We start from the raw sequence: 26,553 nt of genomic DNA, 5'->3' as shown, positions 1-26,553 counted from the left end.
CCGCGAAGGCGTCGCGAACGCTGCCGGACTTACCGCGCCGGGCTTAGAACCAGTACTGCGCCGCATAGATTGCCGTCATCACCGTGCCTGCCACGAGGACGAACCAGCGCACCACGACCGCGGGCAGCACGCGGATCAGATGTCCACCGAGATAGCCGCCGAGCAGGGCTCCTATGAGCATGTAGATGGTCTCCCGCCATTGCACCATCCCCTTTGCGACGAAAATGATGATGGCGGCGATGCTGACGAACGACGCGAGCAGGTTCTTCAGCACCTTGATCGTGCGGATATCTCCCGGGTCGGTGATCGAGACGACCGCCGTCAATATCACCCCCAGGCCCGCTCCAAAAAATCCGCCATACACCGAGGCGACGGCGATCAACAATCCTCCACGCGTGTCGCTGGACGAAACGAGTCCACGCGGACTACGCCGACTCCATGCCTGAATGGACGGCGCGAACGCGAACAGCAGCGTGGCAAATGCGATCAATGCGGGGACCGGCAGTATGAACAGTCGTGGCGGAAGCGCGAGCAGGATAATGGCACCTGCCGCGCCGCCAAGGCCGGCGGCCAAACCCAGCCACACCAGGCGCATTCCGAACCGAGGCAGTTTCCGTCGGTCTGCCAGTGTCGCCAGCAAGTGTCCTGGCGCGATGGCGACAGCATTGGAGGCATTCGCGATGACCGGAGGAAGGCCCACCGCTAGCATGACCGGAAAGGTGATCAAGGTCGCGCCACCGGCGAGCGCGTTGATGATGCCGCCAAGAACACCGGCGCCGGCCAACAAAAGAAAAGCTCGCCAATCCATCTTTAACTCTCCGATCGCACGCAGGAGCGACGATATTACGGGCCGATCATCCTGTCGTCTTGAACAAATGTGATCACGCGAACCCTTTTTGATACCGTCCCGGCGTCGTGCCGAACGTCGCGCGGAAGAGGCGAGTGAAATGACTTTGATCGGCGAACGCGAGATCCGCGGCGATCGTCGCGACATCCTCGCCGGCTCTCAGGCGCCTGCGTCCGCGGTTCAACCGCTCGATGCTTCGATACCGGTGCGGTGGCATGCCGAGCAACTCGGCCACCCGCCGACTGAATGCCTCACGCGTCACGCCCTGTCCACGGGCAACGTCCGACAATTTCTCGAACGAGCTGATTGCCGCCAGCGCTACCGTTCTTGCTTTCAAGATATCGCGCTCGCGCATTCCAGAGCCGGTCCGGCACAAAATCGACTCAGCCATCGCCCGATAGTCCAGGTTGTGCTGCTTCATTTCGATGAGGGCCAGGGATCCCACGGCAGGTTCCCGTATCAACAACGCTTCCCGCAGATACGCGTTCACGCCACGGCTGATCAAGGCGGACGATGCTTCCGCCCGGTGGGACCATCCTGCGGGAATCACGACATAGTGTCCCGCGGTCACGACGAGCGTCTGGCCACCGACATGGAAAGACCGCACCCCCGAGAGGACAACCGTGACCTGCGTTTCCTCGTGAAAATGCGTCCGTAACGGCAAGGAACCGTCATCGGTCCAACGGGCGACTTCGATGCGTCCCCCCTCTTCCGCGCATTCGTATGTCCAAACGGGAACACACGCTTTTGCGACGGCCGGCGCGGGAAGCCGCACGGCGATGTGCGCCGTCGTCGCCAACTCGGAATGCATCGAGGCGCCAGCGTCCGACACGGCTTGGCAATGACGCAACTTTTTTGGTTTCACGAGATTATTTTATAAAAGAATTGATTGATGGCGGCCAAGTGTCCTGAATGGAACGTCCGGCAATTTTCTCCATTATCACAGCGCCAAACGGAATATATTCTTGCACTCTCGTTTTTCGGTCCACAATATGGTCCAATTTTATTTGGAATTAAATCTTGCTTGAATATTTTTTTTATCGCACTACAATGGTTTTCGAAGAAAGATAAATAAATGAGGTTCATTATATGGACCCCTCGGAGACCCGTCATGATTGATTCCAATATCGATCCGGAAAAGGCGCTACGGCACCGACACGCAATTTCGGTTCATGCCTCTTCCCTTCGAATATAAGGCGCCCACTCCGGCGAACCGTTGCCCGACAGCGTTCCCCAATTCAATTCTATTGAATTGATGACCGGTCGACGTGAATCCACCGATTCCGCGATGGCGGTGCCGTGCCGTGCCTTGCCTTGCCCATTGAATGGAAATGAATAACTGCCCCGCAGCTGGATTTCTTAGATCCGGTGCGCATGCGCTTCATTTTCTCGACGCCAGTCGCAACGTTGACCAGGAGTGACCGTATGGATTTGAGTTTTATGACATTTTCCCGATTGGCCTTTGGTCATTGGGAAGGCCAGCCCCTGTACGCACTCGTCGAACTCGGCATTCCCGATTTGCTCGTGGACAAGCCACAAACGTGCGCAGCCCTGGCGGTGGCGCTGGCGTGTCACCCCGAGCCGTTGGAGCGCCTGCTGGATTGTTCGGTCGCGTCCAAGCTGCTCGACTGCGTCGACGGCGCCTATGCGAACACCGTCTGCTCGGACCGGTTCATGACCAAAGACAACCCCGAGTCCCTGGTGCACTGGATCCGGATCATGGACCGATGGAAACGGCCGTGGCTCGATCTGGCCAGTGCGGTCAAGGCCGGAAAGGCAGTGGACAACCAGGCCAAATGGCTGGGAGAGGATCCCGCCTTCATGCAGGACTTCATTCTCGGCATGCATGAATTCGCGTCGCGTTCAGGCACGGCGTTCGCGGCCGCGTTGGACGACGTGCCTATCGTGAATTTCGTGGATGTGGGAGGCGGCGCCGGAACGTATTCGATCGCATTGTGCCGGGAACGACCGGAGGTCACCTCCGTCGTCCTCGACCTTGCTCCGGTCATCGAGATCACCCGGCAGACCGTGGCGCGACACGAACTCCAGGACCGCATCAGCGGGCGTGTCGCCGATTACCGCACGGATACGTTCGGCACGGACGCCGACGCATTGCTCTTTTCCAACGTATTGCATCAGGAAAATTCCGACGTTTGCCATTCGATGCTGCGGCGGGCGTTGGCGGCGTTGCGACCGGGCGGAACGCTTCTGGTCCAGGGCTACTTTCTCGCCGAAGATCGTCGCTCCCCGCAGTTCGCCACGCTGCACAACCTGTCAGCGTTGGCACTCTGGGATGGGGGGCGCAGTTGGACCATCGACGACATGAAGTCGTTGATTTCGGATGAAGGGTTCGGCAAACCCGCCGTGCTCAAGGAAGAAAACAGCGGCTTTTGTCTTTTGGCGGCGCGCAAGCCTTGATCGCGATCTCTTTCATTACCTTTTGGAGTTGATATGCCCATGCATTCCGCCTCAATGATCGAATCCGAAGTCACCAAGTGGCTCAATGACAATCGCGGTACCGATTCGGCATCTATCAAGGGGAAAAACCTCATCGAGGATCGCATCCTCGACAGCATGCAGTTTCTCGACTTCATCATGTTTCTCGGAGAAATCGCCGGTCATGACGTGTCGACCACGGTGAAAGTCGAGGATCTCAGAACCATCGATTCGGTGGTGTCGTTTGTCCAGACGCATCAAGATGCCACGTCCAGCGCAGTGAGGTAGCCACCATGGAAATCGATCAAGGCAGGATATCGCGCCTCATGCACCTGTCCAAAGGGCAATCGCATGACCCCTACGAGCGCTTCGCATGGCCGCCGCGCATCGCCGACGACCAGCCGTGGTGCAGCGACGACCTGCTGACCACGTATGGAACGGAATACCAGGATCAGCTTTCCCCGCAACAAGCACGCTCGCTCAGCAAATGGGAAGCCGTCAATTTTTTCAGCCTCAACGTTCACGGCATCAAGGGCGTACTCGCTTTCGCAAGCAGCTGCATTTACGAAAAAAAGTACCAGGACATCTCGGAATATCTGCACATCTTCATCGGCGAGGAAAATTTCCACATGTGGTATTTCGCCAAGGCATGCCTCGACTATGCCGGAAAGATCTATCCATCGACACACCTTCCTGGATCGGGCAACACCGACGACGAAAACCTCCGCGATCTGTACATGTTCGTCAGCACGCTTATCTTCGAGGAGTTCGTGGACTACTACAACCACAAGGTGGGTACGTCCGACGGCATCATCGACATATTGAAACAAGTGAACTATCAGCATCATCTCGACGAATCGCGACATGTCTCTTTCGGACGCGAGGTCGTTCCACGCCTTTACGCGGATGCCATTGCGCTCAGCAGCGATCCCGAGGAAACGAAGGCGGATGTTTCCAGAACCGTCGTGAAAATGTTTCGCTACTTCATCAGCCTGATGTACAACCCGCTGGTCTATGAGGATTCGGCGGTGGTTCGGCCCCTTGGTTTCGCGAGCGGCAACGCCTTGCGAAACGCGTTGCGAAGTCATCCTGCCCGCAAGAAAATGCATGCGTTGTGGTTCAAGAGAAGCGCGAACTTCTTCGTCAAAAGCGGCTTGGTCGCGGAACTGCACCTGGACAGCCTTTGATCGGAGCCGTCCCCATCATGCAAGCGATCAAGAGCGATGCGCGCGTCGAAGCGCTTTTTGGCGCACGAATTCCGATCCTCCAGGCCGGGATGGGAGGCGTGGCGCAACCGACATTGGCCGCCGCGGTATGCGAATCCGGGGCTTTCGGGATGCTCGGTCTCTACAGACACACGAATGCGGAAATCGGGATGCTGCTCGCCGAGACCGCTCGCAGGACCGGCAGACGCTTCGGCGTCAACTTTGTGCCGTTCGTGCTGGACGTCGGGCAGCTCAGCGACCGGCTCGAATTCCTCGCGACCGGACCGTTTGATCCCGTCATCACTTTCTTTGGGTTGCCGGATGCCGAGGTGCTTCGCCGCATCCCCCCAGCCGCCGACTACGGCGTACAAGCCGGCACCTACGCCGAGATCGACGCGGCGTTCGCCATGGGTGCCAAATTCTGTGTTTTCCAGACCGCCGAAGCCGGTGGTCACCATCTCGGAGAACACCCGCGCGCATTCGTCCTGGCGAATACGCACAGACTCCGCCTGGATAGGCAGATGGTTTTTCTGAGCGGGGGTATCAGCAATTCGAACGAAGTGCGCGAAGTCATGGACCACGGTTTCTCCGGAGTGTTGTGCGGAACCGTTTTCGCGGCGACGGTGGAATCAGCCGCACACGCCATTTACAAACAAGCCATTGTCGACGCCATGCCTGGGGACACCGTGATCACCGACTGCTTCAGCGTCGGCTGGCATACCCACCGGCACCGGGTCATCAGGAACAGGACCTGTTCGCGACAGCTGGACGCCAATGTCATTGGCTACACCGATTATTTCGGGAAGAAATATCCTATTCTTCGGTACAGCGTCGCGGTGCCCACCCAGGGCACCGAAGGCGAAATCGCCGAGATGGCGCTGTACTGCGGGACCTCTTGCAAGGATGCGGGTGCGATCAAGACGGTGAGGCAGCTTCTCTCGGACCTCACCACCTGAGCCTTGCGACTTCAACTACACGGAAGGAGACAAGAAAGTGATCATCGAAAAACAGTGGCATCAGGTAAAGAACGTCTTGCAAGAGGTGTTGGACAACGCTTTCTCGATCGATAAAAATGCGACCACGGAATTCGACAGTCTCTTGAGTATCGACGAGATCGACGCCTTGGGTTACGCACGAAATTTCCCCCATCTCACGTGCGTGATGTGTTCGATCGAAGACGGCGAGTTGTTGAATTTTTCGAAGGGGAAAAGTCGGCTGGACCACGATTTCAAGAAACTGGATGTCGGCATGGCCTTGCTGCCGGCCACCTGTTACAAGGTCTACCTGGGTCTGATGAATTCCTCTATCGAAGCGCCGTACATCGAATCCTGCATCGCGCGTTGCTTCCGACACGAGGACAAGGCGCTCGACAATTACCGCGCCTTCAATTTCACCATGAAGGAATATGTGTATCTTGGCGAAGGCGAAAGCGCCCAGGCCCATCTTGACAGGGGTTACGAGCGGATATCCGCCCTGCTCGACCAGCTTGGAATCACAGTGTCCTGTGAACTGGCGAACGATCCGTTTTTCGATACGTCCAGTTCCGTCGCACGGCTGTCCACCCTCACGCCGACGAAACGGGAGATCGTTTTTCAGGGTCACGCGGTGTCGTCATTGAATTATCACCGCAATTATTTCGGCGAGAAGTTCAACATCACACACGGAAGCGGCTTCATTCATACCAGTTGCGTGGCGTTCGGCCTTGAACGGTGGATAGCCATGTTCGAGGAACACTTCGGCGACGCGGCAAAGACGCTGGCCGCGCTGGCGACAATTCACTGAGCGGCGAGGCCGGGATGACGCTGGATGCCAACAAGCTGTTCAAAGTCGGGCAGACCTTCAGCCGAGCATTCACCGCCAGTGATGCACTGAGTGCCCTGCATTTTGGTGGCGACCGTGATGTGCTGGCGACACCCGTTATCGTCTACTGGATCGAGATGTTCGCCACCGAGTGTATTAGAAACGCCGCGGCGCAGCGCTACGGATCGGTAGGACATGCGGTCAGCGTTCAGCACGTTGCCGCGGCGGAACTGGGAAGCGCGATCATCCTGAATATCGCAGTCGTCATGCTGTTTGCGAATAGCGTGCGCTTTTCAGCTGAAGCCATCCATGCGACGACATCGAAACTCATCGCGAGGGGTACGCATGATCGCACACTCTTCGAATTTTGAGATCGATGTATTCTTTTCCGACCATGCGGCGCGCTGCACGACGCGCGATCGATCCTGCACCGAAGCGGCATTACGCTCCATGAAGTCATCCGCGAAACGTACCGCATTGGGAAAGCCCTACCTGTCGCAGATTCCGTGTTTTGGATTCAGCGACACCGCGCGTGTCCAGGCCTATCTCCTGGCCAATCGCAAATACGTCGGGATCGATCTCGAATCTTCGCGGCGCGACGATCTGGCGCGCCGCGCCTCCCGCCTCGCGCCGCTCCTGAACCGGAAAGACGAAATCGAAGAAGAATTTCTTACGCTCTGGGTCGCGAAGGAAGCTTGCGCCAAGTGCGTAGGTCTCGGGTTGCTTCAGGCTTTACCGCACATGCGCGTCGTACGTTCCGAGCGAAGCGAGGAGCAGGCAGGCAAGCAATTGCTCATGCGTTTTGGCGAACGCCATTTCGTGGTACAGCTTTTTCGCATCGAGGACATGCTTGTGGGCCTCTGCTACCGGCGATGCTACGGACCGGCACGGGTCGCGCTCCATCGTATCCGATGAATCCCGGGCGCCAAGCTTACGGGCGCGCGCTTGCCTGCACCTTGTTTCATTTCGCGGTTGTACTACGCGCTCAGCTTGCGCCGCATGTTCAGAGATAAATGCCGGCAGTCCCGATGTCGGGATGTAAGCGCCCGGCGATCCCATCTTGACGCCAACGTCCTCAAGTTTCAGTGGGCATCCAGTTGTGCGGCAGCAATTCATCAATATTGCGTGCGAGATGCGAGGGCAGACGCGTGAGGACGTCTTTGAGGTAGACGTAGGGGTCGTGCCCGTTGAGCTTGGCCGACTGGATCTGACCATGCCTCGAAACGACGTACAGCAGAGATGTTGGATAATCTGTTGAACGGAGGTCGAGATGGTCGAAAAGAACGTACCGAATCGTCGCCACACCGAGGAATTTCGCACGGAAGCGGCAAGGTTGGCCAATTTTGTGGGGCATAACGAGGCGGCACGCCGCCTTGGGGTACCGGTGGCGACGATAGGCAACTGGGCGCGCAAGCAGCAGCGTAATGGCGCGGCGGGCGTCTCTGGCGCAGCCCCGGCCGCCACCCGCGTGAAGCTGGGTGTGTCGGAGATGGAGGCCGAGATCAGCCGGCTTCGCCAGGAACTGGCAAGCGCGAAGCTCGATGTGGAAATCTTGTCAAAAGCGACGGCGTACTTCGCGAAGGGGTAGCGGTGAAGTATGCCTGGATTACGGCTCACCGCGACCCATACGATGTGAGCCGCCTGTGCCGGGTGTTGCAGGTCTCGCGCAGCGGCTATTGCCAATGGCGGGTGCGTTCACCCAGCGCGCGCGGCCAGCGGCGTGCCGCGTTCGATGACGAGATTGCTCGCTTGCACGCGCAAAGCCGTGGCACCTACGGTTGTCCCAGGCTGGTCAAGGCGCTGGCCGCGCGGGGGATAAAGGCGAGCGCGGAGCGTGTGCGCCGCAGCTTGGTGCACCAGGGGCTGTTCCACTGGATATCGCGCACCGTCATGCCGCGCGCGTACATCGCGATGATCTTGTCGTCGAAGCCCGTGAAGCGCCGTTCGTGCTTCGGGATCAGGATCGGCTCGAAGCTGGCGTCGCGGTCTCGCGGGATCTGCAACGCCAACGGGCCATCGTCGGTGAGCACGGTCTTGGCGCTACGGCCGTTACGCTGGTTCGTGGTCCCGGGCGGGCGTTCGGTGCCGGTGGCGTAACCGAGGTGGTGCCCCATCTCGGCGCCTAAGGCCCGCTCGATCAGGGCCTTCTTGAACGCCATCGCGGCGTCCTGGACGGCTTCAGCCGTCATTGGACCTTTTACGAACTGGTCGACCAGCTCCTGGGGAATCGCAGGCAATTCTCGCGGCGGTGTCTTCGGTTTGCATGCCATGGCTTTACATCGTCCTTTTCCGACATGTTAGCCCCGCACACAAAATTTATGTAGTGGTCAACTCACGCCGGACACCGGGTTAAGTTTTCTTCGGCGATTGCAGGCGCGAGACCGTAGTTGAACTGATGCGGTCGAATCCAGTTATACCGCTGCATCAGGTAATAGCTGATATCACGATGTGCTTCACCTGCCGTCACGTATCCGGTGGTCGGTACCCATTCCGTTTTCAAGCTGCGGAACAGACGTTCCATCGGCGCGTTATCCCAACAATTTCCGCGTCGGCTCATGCTCTGCCGAACCCGGTAGCGCCGCAATTGTTGACGGAACTTTCGACTTGCATATTGCCCACCCTGATCGGAGTGGAACATCAGCCCCAGCGGGCGCCCGCGTTGTTCGAAGGCCATCTCCAGCGCTTTCACCACCAAGTCAGCATCAGGCCGTGTCGAGAAGGCCCAGCCGACGACCCGGCGCGTGCAAAGGTCCAACACCACCGCCAAGTAATGCCAACGCCCTTGTGCCCAAACATAGGTGATGTCGCCACACCAGACTTGATTCTGTGCCGCGACATCAAATTGTCGATTTAAAACATTCGGGATGTCGACGCGTTCGATCGTAGCGCGTTTGTAGGCATGACTTCCGGGCTGCTTACAAATCAGGCCGAGCTCGTTCATTAGGCGTCTGACCTTGAATCGCCCGATAACCGCGCCTTGTGCGTGCAGCATGCCGACAATGCTTCGGCTGCCAGCAGAGCTACGGCTTTGGACAAACAGTTCATGCACCCGACTGCGTATCGCCATGCGCGCAGCATCTACTCGATGTCGTCGTTGCCGATACGCATAAAAGCAAGATCGCGGCACGTCAAATAAAGCACAGATCAACGCGACAGGTTCGGCACTGGCGACCTGTTCCATTACCTCATACGTTCGATTCCTTCCGACATCAAGAGCGCGGTGGTAGGTTCAATGGGTCGTTGCAACACCTTCATATTAATATCGAATGAAGGAGGGTTGACGAATGACACAAATGGGACGGCCTGGGTTGCCGACAGAAGGCAAAGTGGAGGTTTGGCGGCGGTGGCGCGCAGGTGAATCGTTTCTTGGGATCGGCAAGGCCATAGGCAAGCCCGCCGGGTCGATCTACGGCGTAATCCGGCTATGCGGGGGTTACACCCCTGCTCCGCGTAAGCGATCGCTGCGGGCATTGACCTTGAGTGAACGTGAAGAGATCTCGCGTGGCGTGTCAGCCGGGCTGTACGAGAGGACCGGAGTGGACGAACCTCTGGTGTACCGGTTGTCACGCCAGTGGCATCGCCGGGTAGCTATGTTCGGAAGAGATAACCGCTGAAAGCATCTAAGCGGGAAACTCGCCTTGAGATGAGATATCCCTGGGAACTTGATTCCCCTGAAGGGTCGTTCGAGACCAGGACGTTGATAGGCTGGGTGTGGAAGCGCAGTAATGCGTTAAGCTAACCAGTACTAATTGCCCGTGAGGCTTGATCCTATAACCAGTACGTTTTAAGACTGCGTGCAATACCGCAGCCAACGTGAGCAGGTTATGCAGCATCGGTCATGTGCCGATACACTCGCACCCCATATTGAACTTCTTCCCGGATTCGTGACGCCGCACCGCTGCACCGCGTGCGCCACACCCCTCTTTGCCTGATGACCATAGCGAGTCGGTCCCACCCCTTCCCATCCCGAACAGGACCGTGAAACGACTCCACGCCAATGATAGTGCGGATTCCCGTGTGAAAGTAGGTAATCGTCAGGCTCCCTAAGCCGTACCAAACGCCCCGCCCCTTAAAAGGCGGGGCGTTTGCGTTTGCGCTCGCCAATATTGCAAGCGGGAATATTGCAGTTTCCCTGCTCGTCCGTCCCTGGCACCGTCTTATGCGCGATGTCCAACTGCATCTGCTTGCTCATGCGGAAGACGATACAAGCCTGCCACTACCCGCATCAAAGTCGATTGTGTTGGCGATCGTCACTGCAGTACCCATGGCGATGCGCCGTACATCCAGTCCCTCGCCATCAGGCCGACGGCGTATCGTGATGGTACAGGCCGTGCTCATCGCACTGTCCTTGGCCGCGTCAAGCGGTTCACGCATCGCGTCGGAAGTTACGCCAAACCCGGTCACTGACCATCGCGCTTCCATCGACAGCGTCACCATGTCGGCATTGCGCGTGACCTTGAAGTTGATTCGTGGGTCCTCGCCGGCAAGCTGAACAAAGCCATCTCCGGTATCGATGAGGGGGGGTGACCGGTCTGCTGTAGCGAATTGGGCAAGGACGGTGGAGGCCATCATGGATTGGGCACTCCGGGGGTCGAGATAACGCGTGGCTTCCTGCATGACGCCGGCGTCTTGCCCGCAGGTATTGTAAAGGTGTCTCAGACGCGCATTTGCGTCCGCCGATAGGCTATCGGCCTTGAATCCGAGAAGCCCCCAACCGACGTTCGCGATGGCCATACCGCCGTCCCGCGCGCCATCGGCGTAGCCATACTCGCTTGCCGGCAGTGAAATATTCGATACGTCGAAGTGTGTGGCGAAGGCCCGGCCGACTTTGTACCCACCCAGCCAGGTAGTATCGTCTGGCAATTGCGCCAACGTATTTTCGATAGCGTCATTCAGTTCGACATCGTTTTTCAGCCAGCGATGACTGTTTGCTTCGATCTTGGCGAGTTGACCCGTCAGCGTCTTGACGACGGCGATGTCGCCACGCTCGCCTAGCGGAGAAAGTTGCTGCGGACTCAGGATATCCAGCAGACGCTGCGTATCGTTGAAACGCTCGGGCGTTTCCTGCGCGACTTCGAATAAATCCTGTCTGACACGCGCCGCCGCGATCAGGGGAGCGTCGGCGGGGACCAGGCCGAACGCGTCGGATACCTGGTGCTCCGCGGTGCGTGCAATAGCGAGTCGCGTAAGATAAGCGTCTGCGATTTGACGGTCTTTCACATCCACCGCGAAGGGCATGCTGCCGACCGCGCTTGCCTTGCCGGTATGCACTGCGTGTGCGCTTGCCGCATAGGCATCGTCCAGCGACTGAGGTTGCAGGCCAAGGCCCGCCTGGGTCTGGATCGTATGAAGCAATGCGGGTACCGTTTCTTTAACCAAGCGTGCAGTATCGTTGACTGTCACGCGTGCCTCGTTCACGCGCGTGGCGACGCTTTCGGCGAATGTCTGCACCGCCTGCCAGCTGCTGCTGGCAAGCTGCACGGCCGCAAACGACGTCGGTGCATAGTCCTGTAGACGCGCGAGCATGGCGTCATGGCCGCCTCCGGTGAGGCCGATGTGGGCAAGGTCCGCGAGCGTTCGATATTCCGCGGACGTTTCCTGATTCATGCCCGTTTTCTTTATCACGGCGGTATCGAGCACGCCCTTGATCTGCCCGATCAGGAAGCCGCTGCCGACACTGGCGCCCAGCGCCTTTTGCAGGCGTTCCTGTATGGGCGTCCAACCATGTCGCGCAACCATCGTAGCGAGAACTTTCTCGCCAGCGTGGGTGCCAAGATAGCTGTCTATCAGCTTGGTGCTGACCATGGACGTTGCCTCGCCGAGCACCATCGCGAGCGCACGTTTGGCGCCGTGCATGGTGGCCGTCCCGATCGCCCCATCGACGCCGATGCGGGTCAGTTCGGCCACGGCCTGGCGCATTTCTTCATGATCGCCCTTGATCAAGGCGGTTGTCAGCAGGGGCGCCAAGGTCGCGCCGCGTGCCCCCAGGCTTTTCGAGACAATCTGGCTGTCCTGCAGCAAGCCAATCGCGCTATGCCACACCCGTTGCGCAAGGGTCTCGCGATTGACGCGGGCATGGGTGATCCAGCTAACGAAGCGATTCAGCGAATCGGATTTGTTGAGAATATTGATCGCGAAGGTATCGGCGACCAGACCGATTGTGGCGCTGAAGGAGAGGGCACTCATATTGTTCGACACCCGAGAGAAATACGCGGCAGGTATCCTGGCCCGGCGAATCTGCCGGTGGTACGAACTGCGTGCCGCGTCTCTTCCGTAACGCTCACTCTCTGCCGGTTCCTCCAGCATGGCGAGACCGGTTCGCCAGTGACAGGTTGTGCCGGCCGATTTTATGAATGTATTTTTATTCTTGTCCCGAAATGTTGGCAGGCATACTCACTTGCCCGCTCCGCATGCCGACACGATATCCATCAGCATTTCCCGGGACAGCGGCGTGAAGGCATTGGGTCCTTGCTGGATCGTGATGGTCGTTCCGGTGGCGCGATCGACGAGAGACAGACGATAGTAAGCCTGATACCCGGCATCATTGCTCGAACCGAAGAGGCTTCGATGTGCGTGTGGCGGGACCATGCCGATGTCGATCTGGCTGACCGTCATGTCGGGTGTCGCATCCTTTGCGGATTTCAATCCGTTGCTGAAATCGGCAAGATAGCTGTAGAGGCAGGTGGCGACGGCCGCGCGACGGTTGCTCGAAACGATGCGGCCAATGATCTGGCCGTTATCGAGCGTATTGATCGGTTCCTGAGCGACGGGGGCTGTCGCAGGCACGACGGCCGGCGTGACTGCCACGATCACGGGACGGCTGGCCGCAGGCGTGGCCGTTTCAACCGGTGTTGCGGGGGCTGGGGCGACCATCTTTGACGTCTGCGCAACCGGAGCCTGTGCCGCAATCCGCGACGGGGCTTGCGCAATAACGGGCGGCGCGACCACGACAGGCGCCTGCGCCACGACAGGCGGCGCGACCACGACGGGCGCCTGTGCGACGACAGGCGGCGCGACCACGACGGGCGCGTGCGCAACGACAGGCGGCGCGACCACGACCGGCGCCTGCGCCATGACAGGCGGCGCGACCGCGACCGGCGCCTGCGCCATGACAGGCGGCGCGACCGCGACCGGCGCCTGCGCCATGACAGGCGGCGCGACCGCGACCGGCGCCTGCGCCATGACAGGCGGCGCGACCACGACCGGCGCCTGCGCAACGACAGGCGGCATCGGTGGGGAGGCAACCGGGGCCGGAACCAGCGCAGCCGGTGGTGCCGCGACGACAGGCGCCTGCGCTGTCATGGCGGGCGGCTGTACCGGGACCGGCGGTGTAAGTGGAGCGGGGGCTGCCACGACCACGGGTACGGGCGCCGGTGACACCATCACCGGCACCTGCGCGACCACAGCCGCGGGGGCAACCGCCACATACGCAGGCGTTCCACCCACCACCGGGCTGGGTGAGGACGATGCGGCATCCTTCCGCGTCACGTCGACGCTGGCCGTGACATCGTCCATGCTGGGTGGTTGATACCCGGGAATCGGTTTTTGCCCGGGGCCGGGTTCCAGCGCGATGTCCGGGCCGAGATCCGCGTCGGACCGGGGGCCGGTGCCGCTGCAGGCCGCCAGGAGCGTGGAGGAAATGACGCACACGCCACACTGGACAACCATTTTCTTTACGACATCTCGCGCAATCATGCAGACAGGCCCCGGTAGGTTTTTTGAGATTTAATGTGAAAATTCTAATGGACATGCCGGCCCGGCGCTGCTTTTAGCTCGATCTTTCCGCGGAGGGATCTGGCGCAGGCGGTGAAATGACCCGGACCGACAGGGGACGGTCCAATCCGCCATCGTGGCGCAGAGTCGCACCGCGCGTCGGTGCGATCCAGTACGTCCCCCGCCAGTCAGGGGGCGATGCCGGCCGCATGGAAGCGGCTGTCGAAACCGGGATCGCGGACGACGTCCGTATCTGCATCAGGGCCGGCACCGGCGTCGGCAGAATCGAACGCCATTCCTGGATGGCCCGTCGAAAACGTTGCCAGACCGGTCAGGGCCTTCAACTGGAACAGTTCCAGGTCGTTCGCGCAGCCGAGCTTGCGTAGCGCCGACTGCTTTTGGTTGCTGACGGTCTTGATGCTGCGATGGGTAGCCTCGGCGATGCGCGTCATGGGCATGCCGTCGAGGAACATGCGCAGTATCTCGATTTCCCGCATCGACAGGGCGAGGAGGCGTCGCTGGCGTGCGGCGTCGGCATCTGCGAGCGCGGCGATCACGCTGGCGCCCAGGTAACGCTGACCTGCTGCGACACTGGCGATCGCGCGGGAAATGTCGTCGAGGCTGCCTTCCTTGTTCAGGATCGCGTCGACCGGGCTGGCCTTGATGCGCGCGAGAATCGCAGGGTTTTTCAGCACGGTCAGGACGATGATTTTAAGATCGGGATAGAACCGTCTCAGGCGTTCGAACATCACGACGCCATCCTGGAATTTGCCGCCAGGCATCGCGTAATCGGTGATGACCAGTTCGACCGGGTGCGTTTCGAGAACGTCGAACAGCTCGGTCGAGTCGGCCGCCTGCGCGACCACCGACAGACCCGGGCATTTTTCGAGCAAGGCCCACACGCCCCATCGCACGATCGGATGGTCGTCCGCGAGAACGATTCTGCAGGTTTCCGTCATGTCTCACTCTCATGTCTCACTCTCGTGTCTCACTCGCGTGATTCGTCTCCTCGCGCCCTCGACGGCGGGACCGGCAGGCAACCCGCGAAACAGGTGGGTCGAGTGTAGGGCCGGTCCTCGCGACGCCGCCAGTCAGCTGTCCGGCGCTGGCCGGAAGGTTCGTTTCCGCCGGTCGTCCACGCTCGTCGGCGGGGAGGCGGTATCCCGCAACCACACCCGCCGTTTGCGTCTCCAAAAGGCGATCAGTCGCACGATGCCGTCGCCGTCGCCGGTCTTCATCTGTTTCCGCGCTCGCTCCACCAGGGCCGTCATCGACTGCCACCGCATCGTCGCCGTGGCCCCCTGAATGCGGTGCAGCATGGCGGCGATGTCGCGCGTGATGCGCGGCGACGGCGACAGGTCCGTCAGGCTTCGCAGCAGGGCGATGTCCCGATCCATCGTGTCGATCAACAGTTCGCGGATGAAAAGCGGAAAATCGCCCGGTTCCGGGTCCCTGTCGGCCCCGGGGGGCGCAAGCGTGCGGATTGGATCGGGAGAGGCCACGATGGCGGGAGCGGAGCAGGTGAGCCGCCGCTGTGTGGTTGCGATAGAGAGAATAGTAAGAGCAGACCGGTTTTTACCGTATGGGAATCTTCTCGTCTGCTCCCGAAAAACTCAGGCGAGTTCGAACAGCACTTCCTGTGCGCCTTCCCACAGGGTCTTCTCGCCGAGTTTGCGCAGGTGTTCCCGGCCTTCGACGATGGTCAGGAAATGATTGCCGGCCAGCTGTCCCATCTTGCTGGCGAAGCAGCAGGAGCCGTAGGCGATCAACAGCTCCGTTTCGCTGTAGCCGCCGGGGTAGAACAGCACGTCGCCGACCGACGGATGGCTCGTGTGGTTCTCGAAGCCGACGGCCTTGCCGTCTTTTTCCAGACGGAATTCGCCGAGCGGCACCCAGCACGCCTCGCCGCTCCAGCGTACGTGAATCGCCTTCTGGCGATAAGGCAGCAATTGCAGGAAGGCGGCGACGGTGTCGGGCGCCGCATCGTTGGTGTGGGCCGTGAAGACGAGGTCGCCGGCGGTGATCTTGATCGAAGGCATGTTCGGGAGGAGGCAGTGGATGAAAAAAGAAAGGTCTCGGGACGCCGCGCTTACTTCGTCAGGAAACGTTCGACCAGTTTGACGAAATACGTCGAACCGATCGGCAGCAGCGCGTCGTTGAAGTCGTAGCTCGGGTTGTGCAGCGAGCACGGTCCCATGCCGCCCTCGGCGCCGCGGTGCTCGCCCGTGCCATTGCCGAGAAAGGCGTAGCAGCCCGGACGCGCCTTGAGCATGTACGAGAAGTCCTCGGCGCCCATGGTCGGCTCCACGTCCCGGTCGAGATGGTCCTCGCCGAAGGTGTCGGCGATGACGTCGGCGGCGAACGCCGTGGCGTCGGCTTCGTTGATCGTCGGCGGATAGTTGCGCACGAAGTCGACGACCGCCTCGCATTCGAAGGCGGCGGCGATCGGCGGAGCGATCGCGCGCATGCGGGCCTCGATCAGGTCGAGGGTGTCCTCGGTGAAGGTGCGCACGGTGCCGCCGAGCCAGGCCTGGTCCGGCACGACGTTGTTCGCATCGCCCGCGTGGAACTGGGTGATCGACAACACCGCGGTGTCCACGGGTTTCTTGTTGCGCGTGATGATGCCCTGCAGCGCGTTCGCGATCTGCGTGCCGACGAACAGCGGATCGCGCCCGTTGTGGGGCATCGCGCCATGCGCGCCGATGCCCTTGATGTCGATGCGGAAATCGCTGGTGGATGCCATCAACGGCCCCACGCGCACACCGAACTTGCCTTCCGGCATGCCCGGCCAGTTATGCACGCCGAACACCGCGTCGACCGGAAAGCGCTCGAACAGTCCGTCGTCGATCATTGCCTGGGCGCCGCCGCCGGCTTCCTCGGCGGGCTGGAAGAAGAAGTGCACGGTGCCGTCGAAGTCGGCGTGTTCGGCGAGGTAACGCGCGGCGCCGAGCAGCATCGCCGTGTGGCCGTCGTGACCGCAGGCGTGCATGCGCCCGGGCGTGGTGGAGCGGTGGGCGAAGGTGTTGGCTTCGTTCACCGGCAGCGCATCCATGTCCGCGCGCAGGCCGATGGCACGGGTGCCGCTGCCGCGTCTGAGCGTGCCGACCAGGCCGGTGCGGCCGATGCCGCGTACCACGGTGATGCCCCAGGACGTCAGCTTCGCTGCGACCAGGTCCGCGGTCCGGTGAACTTCGAAGCCCAGTTCGGGATGGGCATGGATGTCATGCCGGATCGCCCGGGTTTCGGCGCCGACGGCAAGAATTTCGGGAATGATTTTCATGGTGGGGAGAGCGTCAGGGAGCGGGAGTGAGCACCGGAAAGCTTCCGGCAGCTTCGGCAAAGAGGCGATGCCATCATTCTACGTGGGCGCGGGGGCGTCGGTCGACCCGCCGAAATTCGCCGGCGTAATACAATCTGGCCTACCGCGTGTGGCTGTCCCGTTCTGCCACCCCGTGTGGCTGGCTCATGCAGCCGCCCCGCCCGCTGCCCTTTTCGAGAATCACGGTTATGAGTTCGCCTGCCATCACGACGATCCGTGGCGTATGCCCGCACGACTGCCCCGACACCTGCGCGATGAAGGTGACGGTGGAGGACGGGCGCGCGACCGCCGTGCGGGGCGATCCGGACCATCCTCCGACGCAGGGCGTGCTGTGCACCAAGGTGTCGCGTTATACCGAGCGTACCTACCATCGCGACCGCCTGCGCCAGCCGATGCGACGCGTCGGTCCGAAGGGCGAAGGGCGCTTCGAGCCGATCAGTTGGGACGCCGCGCTCGCGCTGGCGGGCGAGCGCCTGGGCGAGATCGCGCGGCGCGCGCCGGAGGCGATTCTGCCGTACAGCTATGCCGGCACGATGGGCTTGCTGCAAACCGAATCGATCGCCGCGCGCTTTTTCAACCTGATCGGCGCGTCGCGGCTGGACCGCACGATCTGCGCGTCGGCCGGCGCGGCGGCCCTGAAGCATACCTATGGCGGCAATGTCGGCATGCAGGTCGACTTCATCGAGGAAAGCCAGCTGATCCTGATCTGGGGCAGCAATCCCGTGGCGTCGAGCCTGCATTTCTGGACGCGCGCGCAGGAAGCGAAGCGGCGCGGCGCGCGCCTGATCGCGATCGATCCCTACCGCTCGCTGACCGCGGAAAAGTGCCATGAGCACATCGCCTTGCGTCCCGGCACCGACGGCGCGCTGGCCTTGGGCATGATCCATCTGCTGATCGCGCAGGACATGATCGACGAGGATTACGTCGCCCGCCATACGCTGGGCTTCGCGGCGCTTGCCGAGCGTGCCCGGCAATGGCCGCCGGCGCGCGTGGCGGCTGTGTGCGGCATTCCGGAGCGCCAGTTGCGCGACCTCGCGCACGCGTACGGCACCGTCAAGCCGGCGTCGATTCGCCTGAACTACGGGATGCAGCGCGCCTACGGTGGCGGCAACGCGGTCCGTGCGGTGGCGTGCCTGCCGTCGCTGGTGGGGGCCTGGCGGCATCGGGCGGGCGGCATGCTGCTGTCCACGTCCGGTTACGCGCCGGTGGACACCTTCGCCCTGCAGCGCCCGGACCTGCATCCCGGCTGGCCGGACCGTCAGTCGCGCATTATCAACATGAATGCGATCGGCGACGCGCTGACGCATCCGGGCGGCAGGGTCGATGGTCAGGATTTCGGCCCGGCGGTGGAGGCGGTGATCGTCTACAACTCGAACCCGGTCGCGGTTGCGCCCGATTCCCGGAAGGTCGTGGCCGGTTTCGCCCGGGAGGACCTGTTCACGATCGTGCTCGAACATTTCCAGACCGACACCGCGGACTACGCGGACCTGCTGCTGCCCGCCACCACGCAACTCGAGCATTTCGACGTGCACAAGGCGTACGGGCATACCTATGTGATGGTGAACCAGCCGTCGATCGCGCCGCTGGGCGAGGCGCGGCCGAATACCGAGATCTTCCGCGGCATCGCCCGCGCGATGGGGCTCGACCATCCGCTCCTGCAGGAAAGCGACGCCATGCTGGGCAGCCAGGCGTTGCGCTGGTCCGATCCCCTGATGGGCGGCGCGGACTGGGCGCGCCTGCAGCGCGAGAGCTGGATCCGCCTGGCGCTGCCGGACGCGCCGTTCGCCGAGGGCGGTTTCCACACACCGTCCGGAAAATGCGAGTTCGCTTCGTCGACGCTGGCCGCCGAAGGCCGCGACCCGCTACCCGACTATCTGCCGCCGCGCGAGTCGGCGGAGGCCGATCCGGCGCTCGCGGCCCGATATCCGCTGGCGATGATTTCGCCGCCGGCGCGCAATTTCCTGAACTCCACCTTCGTCAACGTCGACAGCCTGCGCAAGACCGAGCCCGAACCGCACCTCGACATGCACCCGGACGACGCCGCCGCGCGCGGTATCGCGAACGGAGACCCGGTCAGGGTGTTCAACGATCGCGGATCGCTGCGGGCGCGTGCCCGCGTCGGGGACCGTGCCCGCGGCGGGCTGGTCGTCGGTCTGTCGATCTGGTGGCGCAAGCTGGCACCGGACGGACGCAACGCGAACGAGCTGACCAGCCAGGCGCTGACCGATCTCGGCGGGTCGGCGTCGTTTTACGACTGTCTCGTCGAAGTCGAGGCATGGCCGGCCGGGCGGAGCGCGTCCCCGGCGGTCAAACCGCATGCCCCGTCCATCGTCGGGTCCGAGGGCACGCGTCGGCACATCTGAACCGAACGATCCGTCTAACTGGTTGCGGTGCCGCGCGCGGCCCGTTACGATCACGTTAACGAACGATCATGCTAAAAATGATCGCGTGTCAGAGGCCGTAGTCGGGCGTCTCCAGCGTGCCGGCGAGCGCGCTACCGGGCATTCGGCGCACACGGTCCGACCGAAAAGACGGAGGAGACGACATGAGCAGGCCCTGGCTGAACGAATATCCCCCGGGCGTGCCGCCCGACATCGACCTGTCCGGCTGCGAATCGCTGGTCGACATGTGCGAGCAGACCTTCGCGCGTTTTCCGGAACGCGCGGCGTTCACCTGCATGGGCGCAACGCTCGGCTATGCCGCGCTTGACGCGCAATCGGCGCATTTCGCCGGATGGCTGCAATCGCGCGGCCTGCGCAAGGATAGCCGCGTCGCCCTGATGTTGCCCAACGTCCTGCAATACCCGGTCGCGCTGATCGGCTCGCTGCGGGCGGGGTGCATCGTCGTCAACGTCAACCCGTTGTATACCGCGCGTGAGTTGTCGCAGCAACTGATCGACAGCGGCGCGGAAACGATCGTCATCCTGGAGAATTTCGCGGCGACGCTGCAGAAGGTGCTGGCCGGCACGGCGGTGCGGCACGTCGTCGTCACGTCGATGGGCGACATGCTGGGCGGGCGCGGCCGGATCGTCGATTTCGTCGTGCGGCACGTGCGCAGGCTGGTGCCCGCCTGGACCCTGCCCGGGCACGTGGGCTGGTCCGCGGCCCTTGCGGCGGGCGCCCGGGCGGGGTACCGCCCGGCGGCGCCCGCGCTCGACGACATTGCGGTGCTGCAATACACCGGCGGCACGACCGGTGTCGCGAAGGGCGCGATCCTGTTGCATCGCAATCTGCTGGCGAACACGATCCAGTCGGAAGCCTGGCTGGCGCCGGCATTGACGCGGCGCGCCGGTGCGCAGGTGATCACCGCGGCCGCACTGCCGCTTTATCATATCTTCGCGCTGACGGTCTGCGGCTTTCTATCGATTCGCATCGGCGGTCTGGCGGTGTTGATCCCGAATCCCCGGGATATCCGGGGATTGATCAAGACGCTGTCCGCCTATCCGGTGCACAGCTTCCCGGCGGTCAACACGCTCTACAACGCGCTGATGGATCACCCTGATTTCGGTCGTCTCGATTTCTCGCAGTTGCTGGTCGCCGTGGGCGGCGGGATGGCGGTGCAGGAAGCCGTCGCGCGACGCTGGGCGGAGCGGACCGGCCGGGTGCTGGTGGAGGGCTATGGGCTGTCCGAGACGTCGCCGATCGTCAGTTGCACGCCGGTGACCGCGACCGCGTACTCGGGCAGCGTCGGCCTGCCCATGCCGTCGACGGACGTCTCGATCCGCGACGAATCCGGCCGGGAAGTGCCGAACGGCGAGACCGGCGAGGTCTGCATTCGCGGACCGCAGGTGATGGCCGGGTATTGGCAGCGGCCCGACGAAACCGACAAGGTGATGACCGCCGACGGTTTTCTGCGTTCCGGCGACATCGGGCGCTTCGACGCGCACGGCAATCTGAAGCTGGTGGACCGCAAGAAGGACCTGATTCTGGTGTCCGGTTTCAATGTCTACCCGAACGAAATCGAGGACGTGGTGGCGAGTCACCCCGGTGTGGGCGAGGTGGCGGCGGTAGGCATCAACGACGACAAATCCGGTGAGGCCGTCAAGATCTTCGTCGTGCGGCGCGACCCCGGCCTGACCGAGACGGACCTGCGCGCGTTTTGCCGGGAGCGCCTGACCGCCTACAAGTTGCCGCGGACCATCGAATTCCGCGAGGCACTGCCGAAAACCAATGTCGGCAAGATCCTGCGCCGGGCGCTACGCGAGGAGGGCGCCATTCCTCCGCCGACGGCCGGCGGGTGAATGCGGCGCAAAACGGTGCGCACCGGTCGGCATCGCAGTACCATCGGTGGATAGCTGAAAATAGCGCAAAACAGGGGAAGGCGATGTTGCTGGATAAACTGATTGGCGAATTCGACCGCGGCTTGCGTTCATTGACCGGCGTGACGCGGACTGCGCGTCCCTATCCCGGCGCCAATCTCGAACTGGAAGACGCGGCGCTGACGCCGGAGGAGCGGCAGCACGCGGCGGCATTGATGCGGGTCAACCATGTCGGCGAGGTGTGCGCGCAGGCACTGTACCAGGCACAGAAACTGGCCACCCGCTCGGAGAAGCTGAAGCAGGCGTTCGCGGTGGCAGCGGAGGAAGAGGAGGATCACCTTGCCTGGACGGCCAGTCGCATCGAGGCGCTGGGCGGGCGGCCTAGTCTGCTCAATCCGCTGTGGTACGCCGGCTCGCTGGCGATCGGTTTCGTCGCCGGGCGCATGGGCGACCGGGTCAGCCTCGGTTTCATGGCCGAGACGGAGCGACAGGTCGAGCATCATCTCGACAGTCATCTGGAAAGCCTGCCCGTGGGCGATGCGGCGTCGCGCGCCGTGGTCGAGCAGATGCGCACCGATGAGATGAAGCACGCCCGCTCCGCGATGGAAGCCGGCGGTGTCGAACTGCCGTTCCCGTTGACCGCAGCAATGCGGGCGATGTCCAAGGTGATGACGCGGACCGCCTATTATCTTTGATGCGCGCGGGCTACGGGGCGGCGCGGCGCATGGGTGCCGGCGGTTGCCGCGATTCGGCGAGAGGGGGCGGTGCAGGCCGCATGTCCGGTGCGCGCCCTGTGTCGGCCTCTGTGCCATCCCACATCTTGCCGATGAAGCCGATCGTTCCTCATGTCATTCTTACCGCCTCGCCCGGGGCGGGTGCGTCCACCGGCGTTTGCGCGCAACGGATGGCGATACGTCCTTTTCTACGCTCAACAGCCCCGTAATTTTCGCCTTTTCGCACTACCGTCCACGTTCGCGCGCTCATCCAAAACATTCAATAAGTTCCGTATCACATTAATTTTACTGAATTTTTTTTGGCGAAAGAGTGTGCCGGAAAGCTAAGTCATTGTTCTGTCGGGCAAAAATAGCGCCAAAACGCGAGCGTGTGCTTGACCACACTCGATGCTTACCTTAAAGTGGGAAAAGGTGCAGAAAAGTGCAATTTTCCGCGCAAAAACTTCCTAATCCGGACTCGTCCCAGAGGCCGTTTCGCGTGGTCCACGTGGGATCGACAGGAGAAAGGCGTGTTCCAGGGAGCATCGGCGCTGACACTCGATGCGAAGGGGCGGATGTCCGTTCCTACCCGGCATCGCGATGCGCTCCAGGGACAGGCCGAGGGCCGCGTCACGATCACAAAGCACCCGGATGGCTGCCTGCTGCTGTTCCCTCGTCCGGAATGGGAAGTTTTCCGCGCCAAGATTGCTGCGTTGCCGATGGACGCGCATTGGTGGCGCCGGATCTTCCTCGGCAATGCGTCCGATGTCGAAATGGATGGTACGAACCGCGTGCTGATTTCGCCTGAATTGCGGCTTGCCGCGAATCTCGAGAAGGAAGTCATGCTGTTGGGTATGGGCAGCCATTTCGAGATATGGGACGCGCAAACCTATGCTGCGAAGGAGCAGGCCGCGATGGCGCAAGGCATGCCCGACGCTCTCAAGAATTTCAGTTTTTAGCCGCAAGGCGTCGATACATGCCAAATGCGGCTGATATGATTTTCCAGCACCGGACGGTGTTGCTCGACGATGCCGTCGACGCGCTGGTATGGCGTACCGACGGCACGTATGTGGACGGCACGTTTGGCCGGGGCGGGCACAGCCGGGAGATTCTGAACCGCCTGGCGTTTCCGGGGCGGCTGCTGGCCTTCGACAAGGACCCCGAGGCGATCGCGGCCGCCGATGCGCTGATCGCCGCGCGCCACGCGCCGGCCGCTTCATCCTCGCCGGTCCCGGCTCGCGCAGCCGGCGCGGATGCGGGTTTCGATATCGTCCATGACAGTTTCGCTTCGCTGTCGTCCGCCCTGACGGAGCGCGGCATTGGCCCGGTTTCCGGAATCCTGCTGGATCTGGGGGTGTCCTCGCCGCAGGTCGACGACCCGGCGCGGGGTTTCAGCTTTCGCTTCGACGGCCCGCTGGACATGCGCATGGACCCCACACGCGGTGAATCCGCGGCCGACTGGTTGGCGCGGGCGCCGCTCGATGAATTGACCAAGGTGATACGAGACTATGGGGAAGAACGGTTTGCTTTTCAGATTGCAAAGGCGATTGTTGCTCGCCGGGCAGAGTCCGAACAGCGCGGTCCTCTCGCCCGTACAGGCGAGCTTGCCGCGCTCGTGGCGCACGCCGTCAAGACTCGCGAGAAAGGCCAGAATCCGGCCACCCGCACCTTTCAGGCTTTACGGATTCACGTCAATCAAGAGCTTGCGGAACTGCAGATAACGCTCGAGGCCGCGCTGGACTGTCTGGAGCGGGGCGGCCGTCTGGTGGTGATCAGCTTTCATTCGCTTGAAGACCGCATCGTCAAGCAATTCATGCACAAGCACGCGTCCGCGCCCGAACTCGACCGCCGCCTGCCGTTGCGCGCCGCCGATATCCCGGCGCCGCCCATGAAGCGGTTGGGGCGGCTGCGCGCGAGCGATGCCGAGGTGGCGTCGAATCCGCGCGCGCGTTCCGCCGTAATGCGCATTGCCGAAAAGGTGAGCGCGTGAGCCGTCTCGACAGCCTCCTCCTTCTGATTCTGGTGTGTTGCGCGCTGTCGGTCGTCAATTCGACGTACCAGCAGCGCCGCGTCTTCGTTCAGCTCGAGCATGCCCAACTGTTGCAGCGCAATCTGGCCCAGGACTGGACGCGCCTGCAATACGAGCAGAGTGCCTTGTCGAAGACCTCGCGCGTCGAGGAAAACAGCCGTAACCAGCTCGGCATGGACGCAGTGGCCGCGGGGCGCACGCAATACCTGAACATGGACGGCAGTCCTGCGCAAATCGCCCCGGCGCCCGTGCCGGCGTCGGGCGCGGCGGCGAAAGCCGTGCCGGGATCGCGCTGATGAAGAAAAAACCCGATCCGATCCGCGCGAGCCGCAATGCCCGTGGCGTGCAGTATTCGTCGAGCCCGATGCTCTCGGTTTCGCTGCCGCTGTGGCGCTCCAAATTCCTGGTATTCCTGGTGTTCCTCGCGTTCGCCGGTCTGGCGGCGCGCGCGCTGTGGATTCAGGGGCCCGGCAACGCCTTCTACCGGAAACAGGGCGCGAGCCGCTTCGAGCGCACGCTGGAATTGCCCGCGAGCCGCGGCAAGATACTCGATCGCGACGGGCTGGTGCTGGCGACCACGCTGCCGGTGCGCGCGATCTGGGCGATTCCGGAGGATGTGCCCGAGGACCTGCCGGCAGCGAAACGCGCAGCGCTGGCGTCATTGCTCGATATCGACCCGAAGGAATTGCGCGGCAAGCTCGCGCGCAACAGCTCTTTCGTCTACATCAAGCGCCAGGTGCCGATCGACGTGGCGGACAAGGTGGCGGCGCTCGATATTCCCGGTCTCTACGCGCGCAAGGAATACAAGCGTTTCTATCCCGAGGGCGAGATCACCGCCCATCTGGTGGGCTTCACGAATGTCGAGGACGAAGGCCAGGAAGGCGTCGAGCTGAGCCAGCAAAAGGGCCTGATCGGCACGCCGGGAAGCCGGCGCGTGATCAAGGACCGGATGGGACACGTTGTTCAGGATGTCGATGAGCTGGCGGTGCCGCGCGACGGCAAGGACATCAGTCTGTCGATCGACAGCAAGATCCAGTACATCACCTTCAATGAACTGAAGAACGCCGTCGTCAGCAACAAGGCGGCGGCGGGCGCGGCCATGGTGGTCGACGCGCAGACCGGCGAAGTGCTGGCGCTCGCGAACTACCCGACCTACAACCCGAACGACCGCACGCACCTGACCGGCGAGCAGTTGCGCAATCGCGTGTTCACGGACACCTTCGAGCCCGGTTCGATCATGAAACCGTTCACGATCTCGCTGGCGCTCGACCTGCACCGCGTGACCCCGACGACGATCGTCAATACGTCGCCGGGCCGCTATACGCTGGACGGCGCGCAGATCACCGACGATTCGAACTTCGGCACGTTGAACGTGGCGGGCGTGATCCAGAAGTCGAGCAACGTCGGTACCAGCAAGATCGCGATGCAGTTGCGCCCCGAGGAAATGTGGGACATGTACACCAGCGTCGGGCTGGGCGTCGCGCCGAACGTCGGTTTCCCGGGCGCGGTGTCGGGGCGGCTGCGCCCGTGGAAAAGCTGGCGCCGCATCGAGCAGGCGACGATGTCGTACGGCTATGGGTTGTCCGTGTCGCTGTTCCAGCTCGCGCATGCGTACACGGTTTTCACGAACAACGGCCGTCTGCTGCCGCTGTCGATCTACAAGCTCGACGCGCCGCCGGCGCAGGGGCCGCAGGTGTTCGAGCCGCAAACGGTCGCCGAAGTGCGCAAGATGCTGGAAACGGTGGTGGCGCCGGGCGGCACCGCGCCGCAGGCGCAGGTGCCGGGCTACCGCGTGGGTGGCAAGACCGGTACCGCGTACAAACACTTCGGCAGGGGCTACGACAAGTCGCGTTACCGGGCGTCCTTCGTCGGCATCGCGCCGATGTCCAATCCGCGCATCATCGTCGCGGTGTCGGTGGACGATCCGCGAGGTGGCAAGCACTTCGGCGGCCAGGTGTCGGGCCCGGTGTTTTCTTCGATCGCCGGCGAGATCCTGCGCGCGATGAATGTCGCGCCGGACAATCAGGTCAAGCAGACCGTGGCGGTGGAGGATCAGCCCGCCAGCGCGTCGGCCGCGGCCAAGCCGGCCGCCAGGCCGAGCGCCGGCAAGTCGAATGCCGTCAAGCCGTTCGCGGCCCGGCCGACCACGCACGCCGCGCACGAGGCGGCCGCGCATATCGTGCGGGCGTCGTTGCGCCATGACGAGCCGGCGGGCAAGGTGCTGCGATGATCC

General features: G+C 62.3%; 21 protein-coding genes, 1 rRNA gene, 5 pseudogenes and 1 other annotated feature. Of the genes and pseudogenes, 16 read left to right on the top strand and 11 right to left on the bottom strand.

The genetic code is table 11. The annotated features are described in order from the left end of the window. Nucleotides 1–43: 43 nt before the first annotated feature. Together OVY01_RS17530 and OVY01_RS17525 are read right to left on the bottom strand one after the other, a co-directional pair. Complete coding sequence (locus tag OVY01_RS17530; RefSeq protein WP_267848840.1) at nt 44–808, bottom strand: sulfite exporter TauE/SafE family protein; 765 nt, start codon at nt 806–808, stop codon at nt 44–46. A 73-nt stretch (nt 809–881) separates the two neighbouring features. Then, nucleotides 882–1,658 carry a helix-turn-helix domain-containing protein gene (locus tag OVY01_RS17525; protein ID WP_267848839.1) on the bottom strand — a complete coding sequence of 259 codons (777 nt, stop codon included), beginning with the start codon at nt 1,656–1,658 and terminating at the stop codon, nt 882–884. A 614-nt stretch (nt 1,659–2,272) separates the two neighbouring features. On the opposite strand from OVY01_RS17525, the gene OVY01_RS17520 reads away from it, so the two are divergent. Genes OVY01_RS17520 through OVY01_RS17490 form a run of 7 tightly spaced genes read left to right on the top strand, consistent with a single transcriptional unit; the run spans nt 2,273 to nt 7,203 of the window. Continuing rightward, complete coding sequence (locus OVY01_RS17520) at nt 2,273–3,265, top strand: methyltransferase (protein WP_267848838.1); 993 nt, start codon at nt 2,273–2,275, stop codon at nt 3,263–3,265. 33 nt (nt 3,266–3,298) lie between these two features. Beyond that, entirely contained in the window at nt 3,299–3,571 is a 273-nt protein-coding gene (locus OVY01_RS17515; protein ID WP_267848837.1) for an acyl carrier protein, read from the top strand. A 5-nt stretch (nt 3,572–3,576) separates the two neighbouring features. Beyond that, nucleotides 3,577–4,470: a diiron oxygenase gene (locus tag OVY01_RS17510; RefSeq protein ID WP_267848835.1), complete on the top strand. Its 894-nt coding sequence runs from the start codon at nt 3,577–3,579 to the stop codon at nt 4,468–4,470. 17 nt (nt 4,471–4,487) lie between these two features. Beyond that, on the top strand, nt 4,488–5,444 hold the full coding sequence (locus tag OVY01_RS17505) for an NAD(P)H-dependent flavin oxidoreductase (protein ID WP_267848834.1): 957 nt from the start codon (nt 4,488–4,490) through the stop codon (nt 5,442–5,444). 37 nt (nt 5,445–5,481) lie between these two features. Then, nucleotides 5,482–6,270 carry a class-II aminoacyl-tRNA synthetase family protein gene (locus tag OVY01_RS17500; RefSeq protein ID WP_267848833.1) on the top strand — a complete coding sequence of 263 codons (789 nt, stop codon included), beginning with the start codon at nt 5,482–5,484 and terminating at the stop codon, nt 6,268–6,270. Between the two features lie 14 nt (nt 6,271–6,284). Next, a complete protein-coding gene (locus OVY01_RS17495) occupies nt 6,285–6,659 on the top strand; it encodes a thioesterase family protein (protein WP_267848832.1) in 375 nt (124 codons plus the stop codon). Beyond that, complete coding sequence (locus OVY01_RS17490) at nt 6,634–7,203, top strand: 4'-phosphopantetheinyl transferase superfamily protein (protein WP_267848831.1); 570 nt, start codon at nt 6,634–6,636, stop codon at nt 7,201–7,203. The genes OVY01_RS17495 and OVY01_RS17490 overlap by 26 nt, the downstream gene beginning before the upstream one ends. Before the next feature lie 160 nt (nt 7,204–7,363). Here the strand turns inward: OVY01_RS17490 and OVY01_RS17485 are convergent. Next, nucleotides 7,364–7,495 (bottom strand): annotated as a pseudogene (locus OVY01_RS17485) (transposase domain-containing protein); the annotation flags it as partial. Nucleotides 7,496–7,558: 63 nt separating this feature from the next. Here OVY01_RS17485 and OVY01_RS17480 point away from each other — a divergent pair. Beyond that, nucleotides 7,559–8,193, top strand: a pseudogene (locus OVY01_RS17480) (transposase); the annotation flags it as partial. Here OVY01_RS17480 and OVY01_RS17475 read toward each other — a convergent pair. Both OVY01_RS17475 and OVY01_RS17470 read right to left on the bottom strand, forming a co-directional pair. Continuing rightward, nucleotides 8,160–8,558: pseudogene (locus OVY01_RS17475) on the bottom strand (transposase); the annotation flags it as partial. The pseudogenes OVY01_RS17480 and OVY01_RS17475 sit on opposite strands and share 34 nt — an antisense overlap. A 57-nt stretch (nt 8,559–8,615) precedes the next feature. Further along, nucleotides 8,616–9,505, bottom strand: a pseudogene (locus tag OVY01_RS17470) (IS3 family transposase); the annotation flags it as partial. A gap of 283 nt (nt 9,506–9,788) precedes the next feature. Next, nucleotides 9,789–10,045: a sequence feature (23S ribosomal RNA rRNA prediction is too short), on the top strand. A 170-nt stretch (nt 10,046–10,215) separates the two neighbouring features. On the opposite strand from OVY01_RS17470, the gene rrf reads away from it, so the two are divergent. Further along, nucleotides 10,216–10,328 (top strand): 5S ribosomal RNA (gene rrf / locus OVY01_RS17465). Nucleotides 10,329–10,476: 148 nt separating this feature from the next. On the opposite strand, the gene OVY01_RS17460 is transcribed toward rrf, so the two are convergent. The 6 genes from OVY01_RS17460 to OVY01_RS17435 all read right to left on the bottom strand — a co-directional run bounded on the left by OVY01_RS17460 (nt 10,477) and on the right by OVY01_RS17435 (nt 17,281). Beyond that, entirely contained in the window at nt 10,477–12,594 is a 2,118-nt protein-coding gene (locus OVY01_RS17460; RefSeq protein WP_267848830.1) for a hypothetical protein, read from the bottom strand. An 87-nt stretch (nt 12,595–12,681) separates the two neighbouring features. Then, nucleotides 12,682–13,470: a hypothetical protein gene (locus OVY01_RS17455; RefSeq protein ID WP_267848829.1), complete on the bottom strand. Its 789-nt coding sequence runs from the start codon at nt 13,468–13,470 to the stop codon at nt 12,682–12,684. Between the two features lie 719 nt (nt 13,471–14,189). Then, nucleotides 14,190–14,960: a response regulator gene (locus OVY01_RS17450; RefSeq protein WP_267848828.1), complete on the bottom strand. Its 771-nt coding sequence runs from the start codon at nt 14,958–14,960 to the stop codon at nt 14,190–14,192. 132 nt (nt 14,961–15,092) lie between these two features. Next, a complete protein-coding gene (locus OVY01_RS17445; RefSeq protein WP_267848827.1) occupies nt 15,093–15,410 on the bottom strand; it encodes a hypothetical protein in 318 nt (105 codons plus the stop codon). A 204-nt stretch (nt 15,411–15,614) separates the two neighbouring features. Further along, the gene (locus OVY01_RS17440; protein ID WP_267848826.1) at nt 15,615–16,040 is read right to left on the bottom strand and encodes a DUF3830 family protein; all 426 of its coding nucleotides are present in this window, start codon (nt 16,038–16,040) and stop codon (nt 15,615–15,617) included. Between the two features lie 50 nt (nt 16,041–16,090). Then, the gene (locus OVY01_RS17435; protein ID WP_267848825.1) at nt 16,091–17,281 is read right to left on the bottom strand and encodes a M20 aminoacylase family protein; all 1,191 of its coding nucleotides are present in this window, start codon (nt 17,279–17,281) and stop codon (nt 16,091–16,093) included. Between the two features lie 227 nt (nt 17,282–17,508). On the opposite strand from OVY01_RS17435, the pseudogene OVY01_RS17430 reads away from it, so the two are divergent. From OVY01_RS17430 to OVY01_RS17400, 7 genes and pseudogenes are all read left to right on the top strand, one after another. Next, nucleotides 17,509–19,593, top strand: a pseudogene (locus OVY01_RS17430) (molybdopterin-containing oxidoreductase family protein); the annotation flags it as partial. Between the two features lie 272 nt (nt 19,594–19,865). Further along, a complete protein-coding gene (locus OVY01_RS17425; RefSeq protein WP_267848823.1) occupies nt 19,866–21,560 on the top strand; it encodes a long-chain-fatty-acid--CoA ligase in 1,695 nt (564 codons plus the stop codon). Nucleotides 21,561–21,643: 83 nt separating this feature from the next. Beyond that, nucleotides 21,644–22,273 (top strand): 2-polyprenyl-3-methyl-6-methoxy-1,4-benzoquinone monooxygenase, encoded by a 630-nt coding sequence (coq7, locus tag OVY01_RS17420; RefSeq protein WP_267848822.1) that lies wholly within the window; start codon nt 21,644–21,646, stop codon nt 22,271–22,273. A gap of 548 nt (nt 22,274–22,821) precedes the next feature. Next, complete coding sequence (gene mraZ, locus OVY01_RS17415; RefSeq protein ID WP_267848892.1) at nt 22,822–23,250, top strand: division/cell wall cluster transcriptional repressor MraZ; 429 nt, start codon at nt 22,822–22,824, stop codon at nt 23,248–23,250. A 35-nt stretch (nt 23,251–23,285) separates the two neighbouring features. After that, a complete protein-coding gene (gene rsmH, locus OVY01_RS17410; RefSeq protein ID WP_267848891.1) occupies nt 23,286–24,281 on the top strand; it encodes a 16S rRNA (cytosine(1402)-N(4))-methyltransferase RsmH in 996 nt (331 codons plus the stop codon). Then, nucleotides 24,278–24,616, top strand: coding sequence for a cell division protein FtsL (gene ftsL / locus OVY01_RS17405; protein ID WP_267848821.1), 339 nt, complete (start codon nt 24,278–24,280; stop codon nt 24,614–24,616). The genes rsmH and ftsL overlap by 4 nt, the downstream gene beginning before the upstream one ends. A gap of 68 nt (nt 24,617–24,684) precedes the next feature. After that, nucleotides 24,685–26,550, top strand: coding sequence for a peptidoglycan D,D-transpeptidase FtsI family protein (locus tag OVY01_RS17400; RefSeq protein ID WP_432422277.1), 1,866 nt, complete (start codon nt 24,685–24,687; stop codon nt 26,548–26,550). The last annotated feature ends 3 nt before the right edge of the window (nt 26,551–26,553 follow it).

It is taken from the genome of Robbsia betulipollinis (assembly GCF_026624755.1).
Classification (GTDB): domain Bacteria; phylum Pseudomonadota; class Gammaproteobacteria; order Burkholderiales; family Burkholderiaceae; genus Robbsia; species Robbsia betulipollinis.
This window is presented reverse-complemented; position numbering and strand designations above follow the sequence as displayed.

Bases quoted from the DNA above. Each gene is read 5' to 3' on its own strand.
- OVY01_RS17455 (WP_267848829.1), bottom strand. From the start codon at position 13,470: ATGGCGCAGGCGCCGGTCGCGGTCGCGCCGCCTGTCATGGCGCAGGCG.
- OVY01_RS17530 (WP_267848840.1), bottom strand. From the start codon at position 808: ATGGATTGGCGAGCTTTTCTTTTGTTGGCCGGCGCCGGTGTTCTTGGC.
- OVY01_RS17505 (WP_267848834.1), top strand. From the start codon at position 4,488: ATGCAAGCGATCAAGAGCGATGCGCGCGTCGAAGCGCTTTTTGGCGCA.
- OVY01_RS17510 (WP_267848835.1), top strand. From the start codon at position 3,577: ATGGAAATCGATCAAGGCAGGATATCGCGCCTCATGCACCTGTCCAAA.
- OVY01_RS17495 (WP_267848832.1), top strand. From the start codon at position 6,285: ATGACGCTGGATGCCAACAAGCTGTTCAAAGTCGGGCAGACCTTCAGC.
- rsmH (WP_267848891.1), top strand. From the start codon at position 23,286: ATGATTTTCCAGCACCGGACGGTGTTGCTCGACGATGCCGTCGACGCG.
- OVY01_RS17515 (WP_267848837.1), top strand. From the start codon at position 3,299: ATGCCCATGCATTCCGCCTCAATGATCGAATCCGAAGTCACCAAGTGG.
- OVY01_RS17435 (WP_267848825.1), bottom strand. From the start codon at position 17,281: ATGAAAATCATTCCCGAAATTCTTGCCGTCGGCGCCGAAACCCGGGCG.
- OVY01_RS17440 (WP_267848826.1), bottom strand. From the start codon at position 16,040: ATGCCTTCGATCAAGATCACCGCCGGCGACCTCGTCTTCACGGCCCAC.
- OVY01_RS17425 (WP_267848823.1), top strand. From the start codon at position 19,866: ATGAGCAGGCCCTGGCTGAACGAATATCCCCCGGGCGTGCCGCCCGAC.
- OVY01_RS17520 (WP_267848838.1), top strand. From the start codon at position 2,273: ATGGATTTGAGTTTTATGACATTTTCCCGATTGGCCTTTGGTCATTGG.
- OVY01_RS17525 (WP_267848839.1), bottom strand. From the start codon at position 1,658: ATGCATTCCGAGTTGGCGACGACGGCGCACATCGCCGTGCGGCTTCCC.
- OVY01_RS17460 (WP_267848830.1), bottom strand. From the start codon at position 12,594: ATGCTGGAGGAACCGGCAGAGAGTGAGCGTTACGGAAGAGACGCGGCA.
- OVY01_RS17400 (WP_432422277.1), top strand. From the start codon at position 24,685: ATGCTCTCGGTTTCGCTGCCGCTGTGGCGCTCCAAATTCCTGGTATTC.
- OVY01_RS17490 (WP_267848831.1), top strand. From the start codon at position 6,634: ATGATCGCACACTCTTCGAATTTTGAGATCGATGTATTCTTTTCCGAC.
- OVY01_RS17450 (WP_267848828.1), bottom strand. From the start codon at position 14,960: ATGACGGAAACCTGCAGAATCGTTCTCGCGGACGACCATCCGATCGTG.
- coq7 (WP_267848822.1), top strand. From the start codon at position 21,644: ATGTTGCTGGATAAACTGATTGGCGAATTCGACCGCGGCTTGCGTTCA.